Raw genomic sequence first — 16,293 nt, 5'->3', positions numbered from 1 at the left:
ATATCAGTCCTCAGCCCGCGATCGAGGCGCGGCGCAGGTCGCGGGCCTTGGTCAGGATGATGTCCTCGAGCTTCTGCGTGGTCGCGGCCTGCACCGGCGACGAGACCCACTGGCCGTTGCGGTTCACTTCGCGCAGGGCGGCGACGCGCAGCGCATCGGCGCGCAGATCCTGGTCGAGGATCGAGACGGTGACCTTCATGCGCTCGGTCGGGGTCTGCGGGTTGATGTACCAGTCGGTGACGATCACGCCGCCGTTGGAATCGGTCTGCAGCAGCGGCATGAAGCCGAGCGTGTCGAGGCTCGCGCGCCACAGATAGCTGTTCACGCCGATCGTCGTGATCTTCGACGCGGCGAGATCCGCCTTGGGACGCGCCGATCCGCCGCCGCAAGCGACGAGAGGCAGGGCAAACAGCACGACTGCGATACGCGAGCGGCGGAACATGGGCATCATCCTGGCAAGAAAATCAGCCCTTGCTCTACAGGCGAGCCCGCGTGCCCGCAAGCAGACGCCCGCATGCGCGACGAGCGTATGCGCGGGGGGCTGGCCCGACTGGGAGAGCAGCCGATTCGGTAGCGCTATCGCGTCGAGCTGTGTGCTGATTGCAACACTGTCCGACAATTCGGCGACGAAGGGTGGGAATGGGCGGTTCTGCGGCCTTTGCTGTGGATCAATTCATGTTAGATGCGGTTTAACAGGATCCGATTACGGGATTCGAAGGACAGATTCGTTGTGATGACGCGTGGGGGAATAGTTGGGGTGGTTGCCGGGGCGCTTGTCGCCACCGCCGCAATCGTCGCGCCTGCCTTCGGCGCCAGCGAACAGCCCGCCCGGATCGCCAAGCATAACGTCGCCGCGGTTCGCGGTATCGGATCGTTCACGCCCGCTGCCGCCGACCCCCGCCTTGCCGCGATGTTCGCGCGCGGTGGCTTCGATGCGGGCAGCTTCCGCTTTACGCCTGCCGAAACGCGCCAGGATAACCGCGCGGTGACCGTTGCGGTCCGTGCGCAGACCAACCGCGGTGTCGCCAACACGGCCAGCTTGGCTTCGACCACGCCAACCGTCGGTATTGCGCCAATCGCGTATAATCTCGGCATGTCGGTCGGCTGGAAGCGGTTCGCGATCTCGGGTGACGTGAACAAGCTCGATCTCGGCGTGATGCCGGGTGGGCGTGAGGCGGCTGACTTGGCAGTGAGCTATAGCGCCAAGCGCTTCAGCGGGACGGTGAAGGCTGCGGCGGATCGCCCGCTGTCGAGCGCACCGCGCCTCGTCGAGGATGCGCCGAGCTATTCGGTCGATCTTGGCGGGTCCTACGCCTTGACGCGCAGCCTCGCAGTGACGGCTGGCGTGCGGTATCGGTCGGATCGCGAGCGCTTCGTGAAGGTCGATGACGACCGTCGCGACAGCCAGGCCGTGTATCTGGGCACCGCCTTCCGGTTCTAAGCATCCAGCAAAGTGGTACTTTGCTGGAGTTTTTGAACGGTCGGGTGACCTTACCGCGCCGCTTTTCCTTCAGGGATAGAGTTCGATGCTGCTTGTCTTCGCCGTCACCCTAGCGGAAGCTGAGGTATTCCTCGATGCGGGTGACGCGGGCCCCAATGTAAGATCCCAGCTTCCGCTGGGATGACGGGGTCGGGACGTTCGTTCTCGCTTAGCAGTTAACGGATCCAGGCATCGATCGCGGCCCAGCCGTGGAAGCCGAATCGCCGGATTTGCCGCCAGCGCGACTCGGTCATTCCGCCTAGCGCGATCATTGGTATCCCGAGTCCGCGTCCGATCCGCAGAGCCTGTGCCGGACCGATCCCGGCTGCACCCTGGTGTGATCGGGTGACGTGGATCGGCGACACGAACAGGGCAGCAGCCCCAGCGCGCTTGCCAGCCAAGGCCTCGTGTCTTGAATGTGCTGGCCAGGTTCTGATCCCGTGAGTCTTTCCTCGACCATGCACACCGTCGGCCGCGATCACAGGCTTTCCGGCCACCACGACGACTAGCCGGCGCGCTTGCGCGATGCGCTTCACCCGCCGCAGCAGCGCACGGCGTTCCCGCGCAGTCGTAGCGTAATGCCGAAACACCACGCCGGATCCCGGCGGCAACCGCGTCAGCACCGGCCATAGGGCGTCGCCCATCCGCTCGTCCGTCATCAGCCAGCGCGCGGGAATGGGGTTACGACGGGCCACGCCGCTGCCTATAGCGCGCCGCATGATTGCTGACGACACCACCAAATTACAGGCCATCCGCAGCCGGATTGCCAAGGCCGCCGAGATCGCCGACCGCCGTGCGGACGACGTGACGCTGATCGCGGTCTCCAAGACGCATCCGGTCGAGGCGATCGAACCGCTGCTCGTCGAAGGCCAGCGGGTATTCGGCGAAAACCGTGTGCAGGAAGCGTCCGAGAAATGGCCGGCGTTGCGCGAGACATATCCCGACGTCGAACTGCATCTGATCGGCCAGCTTCAGTCGAACAAGGCGGCCGAGGCGGTGGCGCTGTTCGACTGCATTCATGCGGTCGATCGCCCGTCGCTGGTCACCGCGCTGGGGAAGGCGATAGCGGCGAGCGATCGTCGGCCGGACTGTTTCCTCCAGGTCAACATTGGCGACGAACCGCAAAAGGGTGGCTGCGCGATCGCCGACCTGCCCGCGCTGGTGGAGCAGGCGCGTGCTGCCGGCCTGCCGATCGCCGGGCTGACGTGCCTGCCGCCCGCTGACATCGAACCGGCGCCGTATTTCGCGCTGTTGGCAAAGCTCGCGCGCGATCACGGGCTGACTGGCCTCAGCATGGGCATGTCCGACGACTTCGAAACAGCCGTGACGATCGGCGCGACTCATGTCCGCATCGGCAGCGCGCTGTTCGGCGCGCGGGGGACGGACGCATGAGCATACCGGTTCGGTTCGACGCGCTGCTATTCGATTTCGACGGCGTGCTGATCGACAGCGAAGCCGTCGGCAACCGCCACATCGCCGAATGGCTTACCGCCGCGGGGCACCCGACCAGCGCCGAAGATTCGATGGCGAATTTCATGGGGCTCGCCGGGCCGCAGTTTATCGATGCGATCGAGCGCTGGATCGACCGGCCGCTCCCCGAGGAGTTCTACGCCGCGCGGAAGGCCGAGGACGAGCGTGCGATGGCGGCTGGCGTCGACGCGATCGAAGGCGCGGTGGCGTTCGTCCGCTCGCTCCCTGTCGATTTGCCCAAGGCGATTGTGTCTTCGAGCCCGGTAGCTTGGATCGCGCGGCATCTGGAGCATATCGGCCTGCGCGATGCGTTCGGCGACCGTCTCTATAGCGGGCGTGAGCATGTGACGAACGGCAAGCCGGCGCCTGATCTGTATCTGTTCGGGGCGCGGCAACTTGGGGTCGATATCGCGCGGACGGCGATCCTCGAGGATTCGCCGGTGGGGGCGACTGGGGCGGTGGCGTCGGGGGGCTACGTCATCGGCTTGTCGGCGGGGTCGCATTGCAATGCGGAGCATGGTGCTCGGCTTAAGGCGATCGGTGTCGACGCGCTGGCGGAGAGCTTCGACGACGTGGCGCAGTTGATCGGGACGAACTGACCGTTCCCGCCGTCATGCCGGGCTTGTTCCGGCATCCACCGTTCCGCATGACCATCCGCCGTTGATACGCGGCACGGTGGACCCCGGAACAAGTCCGGGGTGACGGAGAGGGGATTGGCACCACAACCCGTTTTCCTGCGAATGCAGGAATCCAGGGTAACCACGGACTGGGCTCGGTACCCTGGGCTCCTGCGTTCGCAGGAGAACCGCTAACTCCGCTTCCGCCGCCAGATCGCACCGATCCCCGCGACCAGATCATACGGGATCGCCGCCGCTTCCCGCGACCGCATCTTGAGCTGGTACCGCCGGCTCCCGCCATGCGGCACGTGGATCGCACTCGCGGGCATGCCCAGCATCGCGAACAGCATGCGGATGCGCGGCTGATGATAGCCGTCGGTGCAGATCATGCACTGCGCATATTGGCCCGCGCGCGCGAACGCGGCCGCAGCCACGACGCTCTGCAACGTATCCACGCTCGCCTCGTCGAGATGGATCCGCGAACGATCGACCGTCTCGGCCAACACATCCGCCATCACCGACGCTTCGGAAGGTCCGTGCGTGCCCTTCGCGCCCGAGCAGAACAGGTCCGCATCGACGTAGCGCGCCGCGGCCGCCGCTGCGAACGCGATGCGGCGGGCGAGCGTGGGGCTCGGGCTGCCATCGGGACGAACCGCCGCGCCGAACACCACGATCAGGCGCCGTGAGGGTGGGATCTCGGTCAGAACTGATGCCCCGTGCGGTCGCGCTTGGTCGCGAGATACTGCGCGTTGTGCGGGTTCGAGGGGAGGAAATGCGGCACGCGTTCGATCACCGTCACGCCCGCCGCTTCGAGCCCGGCGACCTTGGCGGGGTTGTTGGTCAGCAACCGTATTTCGCGCTGGCCGAGCAGTGTCAGCATCCGCGCCGCCACCCCGAAATCGCGCGCATCGACTGCAAAGCCGAGCCGCGTGTTCGCATCGACCGTGTCGAACCCCTGGTCCTGCAACGCATAGGCGCGAAGCTTGTTGACCAGCCCGATCCCGCGACCTTCCTGCCGCAGATACAGCAGGATCCCCCAGCCACCATGCTGGATCGCGTGGATCGCGGCGTGCAGCTGGGGTCCGCAATCGCATTTGAGGCTGCCGAGCACGTCACCCGTCAGGCACTCGCTGTGGAGGCGGACGAGCGGCGGCTGGCCGTTGGGCTGGCCGATCAGCAGCGCGATATGCTCGTCCGCGCTTTCGGGGCTGCGGAAGGCGACGATCTCCGCATCCTCCGCGCCCTCGACGGGAAGCCGTGCGCGTGCGGCGAGTGTCAGGCGGTTCGCGTCCTCGTGTGCGTCTATATCTGCGCGGGCGATGCGGACCTCGGGTTCGCCCGTGCCGAGGAAGAACGCCGGCAGCAATCCCGCGATCCGGGCAAGGCGCAAGGCAGCTGCCGCCGCGTCCGGATCGGCGAGCGGGAGCGTCTGGAACGGACCCTTGAGGGGGGTGGCTAGGTCGAACTGTGGATCGGCCAGCGCGGTCGCGGCGGCGAAGTCGATCCAGGGCGCGCGATCGACGAGCACGGGCTCGGTCGGATCCGCCGCTGCGCGCTGGTTCGCGAGCTTCAACGTTGCCGCACGCCCCGACGAGATCAGCACGCCGCCATTCGCTTCGGGATCGAACGCCGCCAACCGCTCGGCATCCGCCGTCTCGACCGCGAGCAGCACCAGCCCGTCGATCGCGATCGGCCAGCCGCGCCTGAGCGCATCGACCGCGCGTGCCGCTGCGCGAGGATTACTCAAAACGCGAACTCGGTCATGATCGGGACGTGGTCGGACGGCTTGAGCCAGCTTCGGCAGCGTTCGTAGACGTGGTGCGACACCGCAGCTTCGGCGGCGGCACCGGTCGCCCACATGTGATCGAGCCGACGGCCGCGATCCGAAGCGGCCCAATCCTTCGCGCGGTAGCTCCACCAGGTAAACAGGCGGGCGGGGGCAGGGTGGAAGCGGCGGCCGAGATCCACCCAGTCGCCTGCCGCCTGCAACTTGCCGAGCGCCTCGACCTCGATGGGAGTGTGGCTGACGACGTCGAGCAACTGCTTATGGCTCCATACGTCGGATTCGAGCGGCGCGATGTTGAAGTCGCCGACCAGGATGGTGGGGCCGGGGAGGGTTTCGGACCAGGTCGTCATGCGCTCGATGAAGTCGAGTTTCTGGCCGAACTTGGGGTTCACCTCGCGGTTCGGGACATCGCCGCCGGCTGGGACGTAGACGTTTTCGAGCCGTACACCGTTCTCCAGCCGGACGCCGATGTGGCGCGCCTCGCTGTTCGCCTGCCAGTCGAAGCGGTCGTCCTCGACGATTGGGACTCGGCTCAGGATCGCGACGCCGTGGTGCATGCGCTGGCCGTGCAGGACGATGTGTTCGTAGCCAAGCGCGCGGAACGCCTCCAGCGGGAAGTCGCCGTCGATGACCTTGGTCTCCTGCAGACACAGGATATCGGGCTGCTCGTCGCGCAGAAACTGTTCGACGATGGCGATCCGGAAACGGACCGAGTTGATGTTCCAGGAGACGATCTTCACCGCCGCGATGTAGCGTTGCGGGGGGGTGGGGACAAGGAAGCGCGCAAGGTCTTGAAGAAGGTAGAAGGCGCCATCGGCAAAGCCGCTGTCGTCGACCGGGCCCTGAAAGAACAGGGGCCCGTCGGCCGTGCTTGGGCGAGTCTTGCAAAATGCTTTTGCGCGCCGCCCTTCACATGAAATGACCCCCGCTCCGGGGGCATGGAGCGAGGGCCGACTCAGCGTTCGTCACGCAGGCGAGAGGTGAGGAAACCATCCGGGCAACAGGGGGAAAAATCCCGAATGCCCCACATCCGCGAGCCACTCTCTAGGAGGCCGAACCTGTCGCTTGCATGAATGACACGAATTTTATGTTATTTTCTTACACCCGTACGGCGCGGATCGTTCCAGCGGAAGCTGTTGTCGCTGACCGCTTCGCCGAACTTCTGGTTGGTCAGGCGGATCGTCGTGCGGTTGTTCTGGCTATCGAGCGCGACCCAGCCCTGCAGCATCAACCCGCCCGGCGCGCTCGCGTTGCGGACGAACACCAGCGTGATGCGGCCGTATTCCGGGTGCTTGGGATCGTTCGCCTCGACCGACACGATCCGCTGATCGTAGCCGGGGACGAGTTTCGCATAGCGCGTGATGTCGCGGGTCGGATCGAGCAGCACGCCCAGCGGCGAGTTCTTGATCGGCCAGCGCTGCACCTGCTTCACCGAATAATCGATGAAAGTCAGCGCGCCGCCCTCCGCGACGATCAGGATTGGCACGCCCTTCTCATACTGGAAACGCAGCTTGCCGGGCTTCTTGAGCGTCAGCACGCCGGTCAGCACCTTGCCGTTGCGGTCAGCCTGCGAGAAATTCGCGGTCATCGTCTCGACCGATTGCAGGTGCTTCTGCACGGCCGCGAGATCGCCGGTCGCCTGCGCGGCGATCGGCGCGGGCACGGCGGCGACGGACAAAGCGGCGATCGTCGCGATCACCGCGGGGCGGGTATTGAACATCGAAATCTCCTCAAGGCGCGACCGTTGCCCGCCCGCGCTTGAACCGCCACTGAATTCGGCGGGTTCCGTCAGAGCGCGCGGACTACAGCGTAATCGCGCCCTTCAGGCCGAGCACCGCGACGTCGTTGGCGTCGTGTACGCCGCCGGGGTTGTGAACCCACTGAACGTTCGGGCGCAGTTCCAGCCACTTGGTGGGGTGGACGCTGTAATAGATCTCCGACGCGTATTCGGCATCCTGCACCGCGGGCCGCGCCGGATCGAGCTCCTGGCCCTTCGCCACGCGCCCGTTCACGTTGGTCCGCGCCACGCCGAAGCCAAGGATGTCGTTCGGCCGCCACGGCACCAGCCCCTTGTAGAACAGCCCGGCGGCGATCTGGTTGTCGGTGGTCGACGTCGCGCGATCTGCCTGCGTCGCGTTGAGGAACACGCTGAGCCCGGTGACCGACTTGCCGTCCTTAGACGTGCCGGTGATCTGCTGCTGGATGTTGAGATACACGCCGTAGCGTGCGTTGCGGCGGAGCGGTTCGAGCCCGGTGATCGCGATCGGCCGACGGTTCACATCGTAGAACACGTCGTCGCCGTTCGAGGTGTTGACCCAGCCGCCGACCTTGTACGCGCCGACTCGACCGTCATCGTCGCCGCGCCGCCATTCGGCCTCGACCGGGATCAGCGCGCCGGTCGCGCCGTGGAAATGGCCGATCACGAAGTCGTTATCGAGGTTGCGCGGGTTCACTTCGTAGGCGGCGGTCTTCAGTGTCAGGTGGTCGTTGACGTCGTAGCGCAACCGCGCGCCCCATTGGCTGATCGGCCAGTTCTGCCAGTAATCGCCGTTCAGATTGCCCGGCGGCGCACCGCAGAAGCTGAGGTTCTGGAAATAGCACGAGAAGGACGCGAAATCCTCGCCCGGATTGGTCCGGCCGATCTTCAGTTCGAGCTTTTCGCCGAGCATCTGCTCGTACCAGAATTGCGTCAGCCGGACGGTCTGCCCGCGGCCGTACACTTCCTGCACCTGTTGCAGCACGCCGAGATTGGCGTCCGCACCCAGATCGCGGCCGCGGCGGTAGGTGACGGTCGCCTGGAACGCACCGCCTCTGAGGCCGACGACCTTGTCGAGATCGAGCAGCACGCCGACGTCGAACTGGCCGGTTTCGCGCAGCAGCTTCCGGCCGCCGCCGGAAAAATTATACGCGCTTTCCGAGGCATAGCGTGCGCTGAGCCCAATACCGCGATCGGCCAGTCGTTTGCGGATATCGAACCAGTCGGCGAACAGGCCGGGGGGCGGTGTACGCTGCGTATCGGCGGTCAGCGCAGAGGGTGAGAGATCGCTGTCACGGCGCACGCCGGAGCGCGGGCGGTGCTGCGTGTCGGTCGCGCTGCTGCCGGGGGTCTGCTTGGCGGTATCCTGCGCGGAGACCTGACCGGGTATTGCGAGCGTCAACGCTGCCGCTGCACAGAACCGCCGATACCCCATTACGCCCACCTGTTTTCCGTAACTTGTATCAACCCAGTATACCGGGCGTCGGCTGATCGAAACCCTCGCTAAATCGTAAGCGGAAGTTCCAAGAATCCTCCCCCGCCAGGGGGAGGTGGCTGGCACTTGCCAGACGGAGGGGGGCGGACAGGAATCGCCATCGTTCCGTGCCCTCCCCCTCCGTCACCTGCGGTGCCACCTCCCCCTGGCGGGGGAGGATCGAATCCGACCTTAGATCGCATGCCCCTCGGTATCGCGCAGCACTTCGCGGCGGCCGACATGATCCGGGCGGCCGACGATGCCGTCCTTCTCCATCCGCTCGATCAACCGCGCGGCGGAGTTGTAGCCGATCCGCAACTGGCGCTGGAGCCACGAGGTCGATGCCTTCTGCGACTCGCAGACCAGCTGGATCGCCTGGCGATATTGCTGGTCCTCCGCCGAATCCTCGCCGGTCGGCGAGCCCTCCAGCGCGAAGCTCTCCTCGGGCTCCTCGGTGACGGAGGAGATGTAATCCGGCAGCCCCTGCGAGCGCCAGTGATCCGCCACCAGCCGCACTTCGTCATCGGTCACGAACGGGCCGTGGACGCGGACGATGCCCTTGCCACCGGGCATGTAGAGCATGTCGCCCTTGCCCAGCAGCTGCTCGGCGCCCTGCTCGCCGAGGATGGTGCGCGAATCGATCTTCGACGTCACATGAAAGCTGATCCGCGTCGGCAGATTGGCCTTGATGACGCCGGTGATGACGTCGACCGAGGGCCGTTGCGTCGCCATGATCAGGTGGATGCCGGCCGCGCGGGCCTTCTGCGCGAGCCGCTGGATGAGGAATTCGACCTCCTTGCCCGCGGTCATCATCAGATCGGCGAGCTCGTCGACGATCACCACGATCTGCGGCAACACGTCGTATTCGAGCTTCTCCTCCTCGTACATCGGCGCGCCGGTGTCGGGATGATAGCCGGTCTGGACCTTCCGCCCGAGCGGCTGCCCCTTGGCCTTCGCGCCGCGCACCTTGTCGTTAAAGCCCGCGAGGCTACGCACGCCCACGGAGGACATCTGGCGATAGCGATCCTCCATCGTCTCGACCGCCCATTTCAGCGCGCGCACCGCCTTGGCGGGATCGGTGACGACCGGCGACAACAGGTGCGGAATGTCGTCGTACATGCTCAGTTCGAGCATCTTCGGATCGATCATGATCATCCGGCACTGGTTCGGCGTCAGCTTGTAGAGCAGCGACAAGATCATGCTGTTCAGCCCGACCGACTTGCCCGAGCCGGTCGTGCCCGCGACCAGCAGATGCGGCATCGGCGCGAGATCGGCGATCACCGAATCGCCCGCGATGTTCTTGCCGAGGATGATCGGCAACTGCGCCGACTGGTCCTCGAACGTCTGGCTGCCGACGAGTTCGTGCAAGCTCACCGCCTCGCGCCGCGCATTCGGCAGCTCGATGCCGATCACGTTGCGCCCCGGGATCACGGCGACGCGCGCGGAAATCGCGGACATGTTGCGCGCGATATCGTCGGCCAGTGCGATCACGCGGCTCGCCTTGATGCCGGGCGCTGGCTCCAGCTCGTACATCGTCACGACCGGGCCCGGCCGGACCTCGATAATCGATCCCTTGACGTGGAAGTCGTCGAGCACGTTCTCCAGCAGGCGGGCGTTGCGTTCGAGCCCGGCCTTGTCGATCACATTGCCTTGGCTCGGCGGCGACGGGGTCAGCAGGTCGAGACTCGGCAAGGTGAAGTTATCGCGCAGGTCGAGCGACGACTGGCGTTCCTTGGGCTTGGCCTGCGACGGCGCATTCTCGCGATCCGCGATCACCGGGGCAGGGCGCGGGTCGGGCTCGGCGACGGCACGCGGCTCGACCGGTTTCCGGGTCAACGTCAGCGGCTCGTCGTCGTCCTCGTCGATCTCCGCAAAGCCATCATAGCCGAGTGCTTCGGTGCGATTGCGGCGGGGAAGACGCCATTTGCGCTCGCCGAGATCGATCTCGATGCTCTTGCCCCAAACGATCGCACCCGCAATTGCCGCGACCAGCCCGATTGCGCGCGCGGACCAGAGTTCGGCGACCGGCTGGCCGATGAAGCTCAACGCCCAATGCACCGCGCTGGAGACCGACAGGCCGATCACGCCGCCCCATCCGGCGGGAAGCGCCAGCACCGATGTGCCCGATACGAATGCCAGTGCGCTCGCCATCAGCGCGACGCCGATCGCCGCCCCGCGTACCATCCGCAGCCAATGCCCGAGCGGCGCGTCGCGCCACAGTCGCATGCCCAGAATCGGTCCGATCGGCAGCAACAGCGCGACCGCCGGCCCGAACAGCGTGAGCGCGATATCCGCGAACCACGCACCCGGCAGCCCGACCAAATTGGCGGGGTCGCCGCCCGATGCGGTGTTGAGCGCGGGGTCGCTCGGGTGATAGCTCGCCAGCGCCAGCGCCATCAGCAGCGTGCCGACGAACAACGCGATCGCCGCGATCAGCGCGCCGCTGCGGACGGCACCCGCCTTCACCGTCTCACGCCACAAGGCTGGCTGCGCGCGGCTGGCCATGACCCGTATTCTCCAGATTCTCTACAATAGAGAAACGCATCGTCCCCGGCAGCGTCAACGTCAAGATAACCGCGCTGCAACACGGGTTAAACCGCGTCGGGAACGTCGTTGGCAGCGACCGGCTGGCGGGATACAGCGGGCGCCATGGACACAGATGTAATCATCCTCGGTGGCGGGCTGGTCGGCGCGACGCTCGCCGTGGCGCTCGACGTGCACGGCATCTCGACGATCGTGATCGACCCCGCCGACCCCGCGGTGACGCTGGCGCCCGGCTTCGACGGCCGCGCTTCCGCAGTGGCGAGCGCGAGCCACCGCATGCTCGACGCGATCGGCATCGGCGCGACGCTGGCGGGGCAGGGCTGTGCGATCCGCCAGATCCGCGTCAGCGATGGGCTGGAACCCGGCGCGCTCGATTTCGTCCCCGACGCCGACGATGGCGCGCTCGGCACGATGTACGAGAACAAGCTGCTCCGTCGCACGCTGTTCGACGCTGCGACCGCCGCGCCGCATGTCGACCTCCGCATGCAGACGCGCGCGACGACGGTCGACCGCACCGAATCGGGCGTCACCGCCACGCTGGACTCGGGCGACGTCATTCGCGCGCCGCTGTTGATCGCCGCGGAGGGCCGCAATTCGCCGACGCGCGAGGCCGCCGGGATCACGATCGCCCGCTGGTCGTACGAGCACACCGCGATCATCGCCGCGTTCCACCACGAACGGTCTCACGAGGACGTCGCGTACGAGATCTTCTATGCGAGCGGCCCGTTCGCGCTGCTTCCGCTGCCGGATGATGCCGATGGCCATCGCTCGGCGATCGTCTGGACGGTCGACGCGAAGAACGCCCCCGGTATGCTCAAGCTCGGCGACCGCGCGTTCCTGGCGGAAGCGGAAAAGAGCATGGGCGGTTTCCTCGGCACGCTGTCGATGGCGACGCCACGCTCGTCCTATCCGCTCGGCTTCCACCACGCTGCGCGGATCACCGACACGCGGCTCGCGCTGGTCGGCGACGCCGGCCACGGCATCCACCCGATCGCTGGCCAAGGGCTCAACCTCGGCTTCCGCGACGTCGCGACGCTCGCCGAAGTGCTCGTCGAGGGCAAGCGGCTCGGGCTTGATCTCGGCGACGCTGCCTTGCTCGCGCGCTACCAGCGCTGGCGCGGACTCGACACGTTCATGACCGCGGCGGCCACCGACACGCTCACTCGCCTGTTCGGCCTTCCCGGCAAGACTGCCAGCGCGGTCCGCCGGTTCGGCATCAGCGCCGTCAACGCGATCCCGCCGCTCAAGGACCGCTTCATGGCCGAGGCGCGGGGTGAATCGGGTGACCTCCCGAAGCTTTTGCAGGGTCTCAAGATCTGAGACAGGCGATCTGCCGCTCATCAGCGGCAGCGCTCTGTCACGACGATCTCACCAACTGGACCCCGGCCTCCACCGGAAAAACGCGTCTGTTCTACCGCGAGAGGCACTGACCGTGGTGCGGGCCGGAATTAGGTGAGCGTTTCAAACCGCCCCACGTAACTCCAGCGCCCGCGCAAACACCGCGTCGAACATTTCCGCCGTCAGCACACCCGTATTCACGTTGTAGCGCGAGCAATGGAAGCTATCGATCAGGATGCGGCCGTCGGGCATCACATGCTCCGCGCCATGTGCGAAGCGCGCCTTGGGCAAGCGCCCGCCAAGCATCTTCACCGCCGACTGATGCGCGATATGCCCCAATGCCACGAACACCCGCGCGGTCGGCACCGCATCCGCCTGCGTCTCGAGGAACGGCCGGCAGGTGCGGATTTCCTCCGGCGTCGGCTTGTTCTCGGGCGGCAGGCACTTCACCGCGTTGAGGATGATCGCGCCGTCCAGCGCCAGCCCGTCCTCGGCCTTCGCACCATAAGTCCCGGTCGCAAGCCCGAACCGCCCAAGCGTCTCGTACAGGAACTGCCCTGAATAATCGCCGGTGAACGCGCGGCCCGTGCGGTTCGCGCCATGCTTCCCCGGCGCGAGGCCGATGATGCCGAGCCAAGCAGCAGGATCGCCAAAGGCAGGGACCGGCGCGTTCCACCAGGTCGGGAACTCGGCCCGAAGCTGCTCGCGCACGGCGACGAGGCGAGGGCAGAGCGGGCAGTCATGCGGCGGCTCGATCTCTGGCAAGGCGGAGACAGGCGCGAAGACGGTCGTAACGTCGCCGTCGCCGGTCTCTTCGACGGTTTCGGGAAGCTCGGAAGCGTAAGGTGTGGAATCCATGGGATTGCGCTAGGCGGACCAAATGTCGCCTGCAACCCTGCTCCCGCCGATCGCGCAGGCCGCGAGTGTCTACGCGATCGCGCTCGGCTCCAACCGACGTGGCCGCCATGGCGCCCCAGAACGCGAGATCGCCGCCGCGCTGGAGGCTCTCGGCAATGTCGTCGCACGATCACCGACCGTCGCCAGCGCACCGCTCGGCCCATCGAACCGGCGTTATGCCAACGCCGTCGCGCTGATCGAAACGCAGGAGGACCCCGCCGCGCTGCTGGTCCGCCTCAAACGGATCGAGCGCGCGTTCGGCCGTCGCCCCGGACGCCGCTGGGGCAGCCGCGTGATCGACCTCGACATCATCCTCTGGTCCGGCGGCGCATGGTCGTCGCCCGGGCTCACCGTTCCGCACGCCGCGTTCCACACCCGCAGCTTCGTCCTTGGCCCCCTCGCCAGCCTGATCCCGCAATGGCGCGATCCGCTGACCGGCAGAACGATACGGCAATTGGCGCAATCGGTTGACCGAAAGCGGCCACGCGATTAGGTGCGCGGTCCACGATGGCGGGGGTCCGTAGCTCAGTTGGTAGAGCAAGCGACTTTTAATCGAGAGGTCCCGGGTTCGAGCCCCGGCGGACCCACCATCGATGCTTCGGGCATTGCGCCGAGCAGGCGGCGGCATGTCCCGGCGATTCTCGCGGGCGCATCGGTCGCAGCTATTGGGTTTGCCCTCATCCTCCTCGTCGGTCTCGCGGTCGATCACTGGCCGTTCGCGTTCGACCGATCGATCATCCTCGGCCTGCGCGCGTGGGGCGGGCCGTCATGGCTACCCAAGGTCGCGGCCGACGTCACCGCGCTCGGCGGCGGCATCGTCCTGACGATCGTCCTGGTGGTCGCCGCCGGCCTGCTGATCGTCCAGCGCCTCTGGCTGACCGCCGCCGCCATGGTCGCGGCCAGCGTCACCGGCAATATCGTGGTCGAACTCGTCAAGCTGCAGGTCGCCCGCCCGCGCCCCGACATCGTCGCGCACCTTGTCACGGTCACGCATATGAGCTTCCCGAGCGGGCATTCCGCGAACAGCGCGATCGTCTATCTCACGCTCGCCGGTCTCGCCTCGCAGGTGACTCGGGATCGTGCGACCCGAGCGTATCTGCTGGTCGTCGCGATCCTGCTGGTCGGTGCGATCGGGTGCAGCCGGGTGTATCTCGGCGTCCACTGGCCGAGCGACGTGCTGGCCGGGTGGAGCTTTGGCACGCTCTGGGCGCTCGCCTGGTGGCTCGCGACCGCTCGCGCGCGACGGGCGATCGGCGGCGAGCGCCACGCGTTCGGCACCCCGCCCGCCGATCCGTCCGCGTCCTAGCGGCCCTTCTCGGCGAGCGCGCGCTCCCATGCCAGCGCGTCGCGGACGATGCCGTCGAGATCGGCGTGGCGCGGCGTCCAGTCGAGCGTCTCGAGGATCGCGCGATTGTCCGAGATCAGCATCGCCGGATCGCCCGCGCGACGCCCTTCCAGGCGACGCTCGATCGTCCGGTTGGTAACCTTGTTGACCGCATCGAGCACCTCGAGCACCGAGAATCCCTTGCCATAGCCCGCGTTGAGCGTGTGGCTCTTGCCGGGGTCCGCGACCAGGACTTCCAACGCGGCGACATGCGCGGCGGCGAGGTCAGTGACGTGGATATAATCGCGCACACCGGTACCGTCGGGCGTGGCGAAGTCGGTGCCGTAGACGCCGACCGCGTCGCGCTTGCCGGTCGCGGCCTCGACCGCGATCTTGATCAGGTGCGTCGCGCCGACCGTCGATTGGCCGCTGCGCCCCTGCGGATCGGCGCCGGCGACGTTGAAGTAGCGCAGCGCTGCATAGTTCATCGGGTGCGCCGCCGCGACATCGCGCAGCATCGCCTCGGTCATCAGCTTCGACATGCCGTAGGGGTTGATCGGCACGGTCGGATCGCCCTCGGCCACCGGCACCTTCTCGGGCGTGCCATAGGTTGCGGCGGTCGACGAGAAGATGAAGTGGGCCACGCCCTCGACCACCGCGCTCTCGATCAGCGCACGGCTGGCGGCGGTGTTGTTGCGGTAATATTTGAGCGGATCACTGACCGACTCGGGCACCACGACGGAGCCGGCGAAGTGCATGATCGCCCGGACGCTATGCTCGCGGATCGCCGCGCGGACCTTCGCATCGTCGGCAACGTTCGCCTCGACCAGCGCGGCGCGGGGATCGACCGCCCAGTCGAATCCCGTGACCAGATTGTCGAGCACGACGACGTCATAACCCGCATCGAGCAACGCCAACACCGCGTGGCTGCCGATATAGCCGGCCCCGCCAGTCACCATAACCTTACCGTCAATCACGCGCGTCTCCTCTTTGTTGCGGGGTAGCGACTTCCTACATTGGCGGAAAGGAGATCGTTATGACGGATTATGTAACGCTGGCCGGCGGCTGCTTCTGGTGCACCGAGGCTGTGTTCAAGGACGTGATCGGCGTGGAGTCGGCCGAGAGCGGGTATATCGGCGGGCATGTCCCTGATCCGACGTACAAACAGGTTTGCGGCGGCGACACTGGCCATGCCGAGGCGATCCGCATCGGGTTCGATCCGGAACAGCTGAAGCTCGCCGACCTGCTCGACATCTTCTTCGCTACGCACGACGCGACGACGCTGAACCGGCAGGGCAACGACGTCGGCACGCAGTATCGCTCGGCAATGTTCCCCGCGGACGATGCACAGAAGGCGGAGATGGAAGCGGCGCTCGAGCGCGCGCAGGCCGACTCGCCCAAGCCGATCGTCACGACGATCGAGCCGATGGACACGTGGTACGAGGCCGAGGGCTACCACCAGGATTACTGGGAAACGTCGGGCCGATCGAACCCGTATTGCATGGCGGTGATCCCGCCCAAGCTGCAGAAGCTCCGTAAGAGCTTCGCGGCGCGTTCGAAGGCGGCGGTGAACGCGTAACATTGACAATGCTGTTCCCCCGCGGACG

At 66.5% G+C, this 16,293-nt stretch carries 17 protein-coding genes and 1 tRNA gene; 8 read left to right on the top strand and 10 right to left on the bottom strand.

Annotated elements, in window-relative coordinates; all coding sequences use genetic code 11:
- Positions 1-10: 10 nt before the first annotated feature.
- A complete protein-coding gene (locus tag C8J39_RS13035) occupies positions 11-442 on the bottom strand; it encodes a DUF3576 domain-containing protein (RefSeq protein WP_056053843.1) in 432 nt (143 codons plus the stop codon).
- Between the two features lie 291 nt (positions 443-733).
- On the opposite strand from C8J39_RS13035, the gene C8J39_RS13030 reads away from it, so the two are divergent.
- Complete coding sequence (locus tag C8J39_RS13030) at positions 734-1,441, top strand: hypothetical protein (protein WP_183037995.1); 708 nt, start codon at positions 734-736, stop codon at positions 1,439-1,441.
- 215 nt (positions 1,442-1,656) lie between these two features.
- Here C8J39_RS13030 and C8J39_RS13025 read toward each other — a convergent pair whose 3' ends face one another.
- A complete protein-coding gene (locus tag C8J39_RS13025; protein WP_243649967.1) occupies positions 1,657-2,175 on the bottom strand; it encodes a thiamine phosphate synthase in 519 nt (172 codons plus the stop codon).
- Positions 2,176-2,197: 22 nt separating this feature from the next.
- Here C8J39_RS13025 and C8J39_RS13020 point away from each other — a divergent pair, with 22 nt between their 5' ends.
- Positions 2,198-2,872: a YggS family pyridoxal phosphate-dependent enzyme gene (locus C8J39_RS13020; RefSeq protein ID WP_120300831.1), complete on the top strand. Its 675-nt coding sequence runs from the start codon at positions 2,198-2,200 to the stop codon at positions 2,870-2,872.
- On the top strand, positions 2,869-3,549 hold the full coding sequence (locus C8J39_RS13015) for an HAD family phosphatase (RefSeq protein WP_120300830.1): 681 nt from the start codon (positions 2,869-2,871) through the stop codon (positions 3,547-3,549). The genes C8J39_RS13020 and C8J39_RS13015 overlap by 4 nt, the downstream gene beginning before the upstream one ends.
- 209 nt (positions 3,550-3,758) lie before the next feature.
- On the opposite strand, the gene C8J39_RS13010 is transcribed toward C8J39_RS13015, so the two are convergent.
- The 6 genes from C8J39_RS13010 to C8J39_RS12985 all read right to left on the bottom strand — a co-directional run bounded on the left by C8J39_RS13010 (position 3,759) and on the right by C8J39_RS12985 (position 11,088).
- Positions 3,759-4,238, bottom strand: coding sequence for a YdcF family protein (locus C8J39_RS13010; protein WP_165895195.1), 480 nt, complete (start codon positions 4,236-4,238; stop codon positions 3,759-3,761).
- Between the two features lie 29 nt (positions 4,239-4,267).
- The gene (gene ribA / locus C8J39_RS13005; RefSeq protein ID WP_120300829.1) at positions 4,268-5,314 is read right to left on the bottom strand and encodes a GTP cyclohydrolase II; all 1,047 of its coding nucleotides are present in this window, start codon (positions 5,312-5,314) and stop codon (positions 4,268-4,270) included.
- Complete coding sequence (locus C8J39_RS13000) at positions 5,311-6,093, bottom strand: exodeoxyribonuclease III (RefSeq protein WP_120300828.1); 783 nt, start codon at positions 6,091-6,093, stop codon at positions 5,311-5,313. The genes ribA and C8J39_RS13000 overlap by 4 nt, the downstream gene beginning before the upstream one ends.
- Before the next feature lie 350 nt (positions 6,094-6,443).
- Positions 6,444-7,073, bottom strand: a complete 630-nt coding sequence (locus tag C8J39_RS12995; protein ID WP_093398192.1) for an outer membrane lipoprotein carrier protein LolA — start codon at positions 7,071-7,073, stop codon at positions 6,444-6,446.
- A gap of 82 nt (positions 7,074-7,155) precedes the next feature.
- Entirely contained in the window at positions 7,156-8,544 is a 1,389-nt protein-coding gene (locus tag C8J39_RS12990; protein WP_120300827.1) for a carbohydrate porin, read from the bottom strand.
- A gap of 231 nt (positions 8,545-8,775) precedes the next feature.
- The gene (locus tag C8J39_RS12985) at positions 8,776-11,088 is read right to left on the bottom strand and encodes a DNA translocase FtsK (protein WP_120300826.1); all 2,313 of its coding nucleotides are present in this window, start codon (positions 11,086-11,088) and stop codon (positions 8,776-8,778) included.
- 144 nt (positions 11,089-11,232) lie between these two features.
- On the opposite strand from C8J39_RS12985, the gene C8J39_RS12980 reads away from it, so the two are divergent.
- Complete coding sequence (locus tag C8J39_RS12980) at positions 11,233-12,447, top strand: UbiH/UbiF/VisC/COQ6 family ubiquinone biosynthesis hydroxylase (protein ID WP_120300825.1); 1,215 nt, start codon at positions 11,233-11,235, stop codon at positions 12,445-12,447.
- A 141-nt stretch (positions 12,448-12,588) separates the two neighbouring features.
- Here C8J39_RS12980 and C8J39_RS12975 read toward each other — a convergent pair whose 3' ends face one another.
- Positions 12,589-13,323: a uracil-DNA glycosylase gene (locus C8J39_RS12975; RefSeq protein WP_120300824.1), complete on the bottom strand. Its 735-nt coding sequence runs from the start codon at positions 13,321-13,323 to the stop codon at positions 12,589-12,591.
- 22 nt (positions 13,324-13,345) lie between these two features.
- Between C8J39_RS12975 and folK the strand changes: the two genes are divergently transcribed.
- The 3 genes from folK to C8J39_RS12960 all read left to right on the top strand — a co-directional run bounded on the left by folK (position 13,346) and on the right by C8J39_RS12960 (position 14,668).
- Complete coding sequence (gene folK / locus C8J39_RS12970) at positions 13,346-13,855, top strand: 2-amino-4-hydroxy-6-hydroxymethyldihydropteridine diphosphokinase (RefSeq protein ID WP_120300823.1); 510 nt, start codon at positions 13,346-13,348, stop codon at positions 13,853-13,855.
- 21 nt (positions 13,856-13,876) lie between these two features.
- Positions 13,877-13,952: transfer RNA gene (locus C8J39_RS12965), tRNA-Lys, on the top strand.
- Between the two features lie 245 nt (positions 13,953-14,197).
- Positions 14,198-14,668, top strand: coding sequence for a phosphatase PAP2 family protein (locus tag C8J39_RS12960; protein ID WP_120300822.1), 471 nt, complete (start codon positions 14,198-14,200; stop codon positions 14,666-14,668).
- Here the strand turns inward: C8J39_RS12960 and galE are convergent.
- Complete coding sequence (gene galE, locus C8J39_RS12955; RefSeq protein WP_120300821.1) at positions 14,665-15,663, bottom strand: UDP-glucose 4-epimerase GalE; 999 nt, start codon at positions 15,661-15,663, stop codon at positions 14,665-14,667. The two genes, C8J39_RS12960 and galE, sit on opposite strands and share 4 nt — an antisense overlap.
- 59 nt (positions 15,664-15,722) lie before the next feature.
- Here galE and msrA point away from each other — a divergent pair, with 59 nt between their 5' ends.
- Positions 15,723-16,265, top strand: coding sequence for a peptide-methionine (S)-S-oxide reductase MsrA (msrA, locus tag C8J39_RS12950; protein WP_120300820.1), 543 nt, complete (start codon positions 15,723-15,725; stop codon positions 16,263-16,265).
- Positions 16,266-16,293: the final 28 nt, after the last annotated feature.

Source organism: Sphingomonas sp. PP-CC-1A-547, from assembly GCF_003610375.1.
GTDB lineage: Bacteria > Pseudomonadota > Alphaproteobacteria > Sphingomonadales > Sphingomonadaceae > Sphingomonas.
Note: the sequence above shows the minus strand (reverse complement) of the source record. Positions and strands in the feature narration are given on the sequence as shown.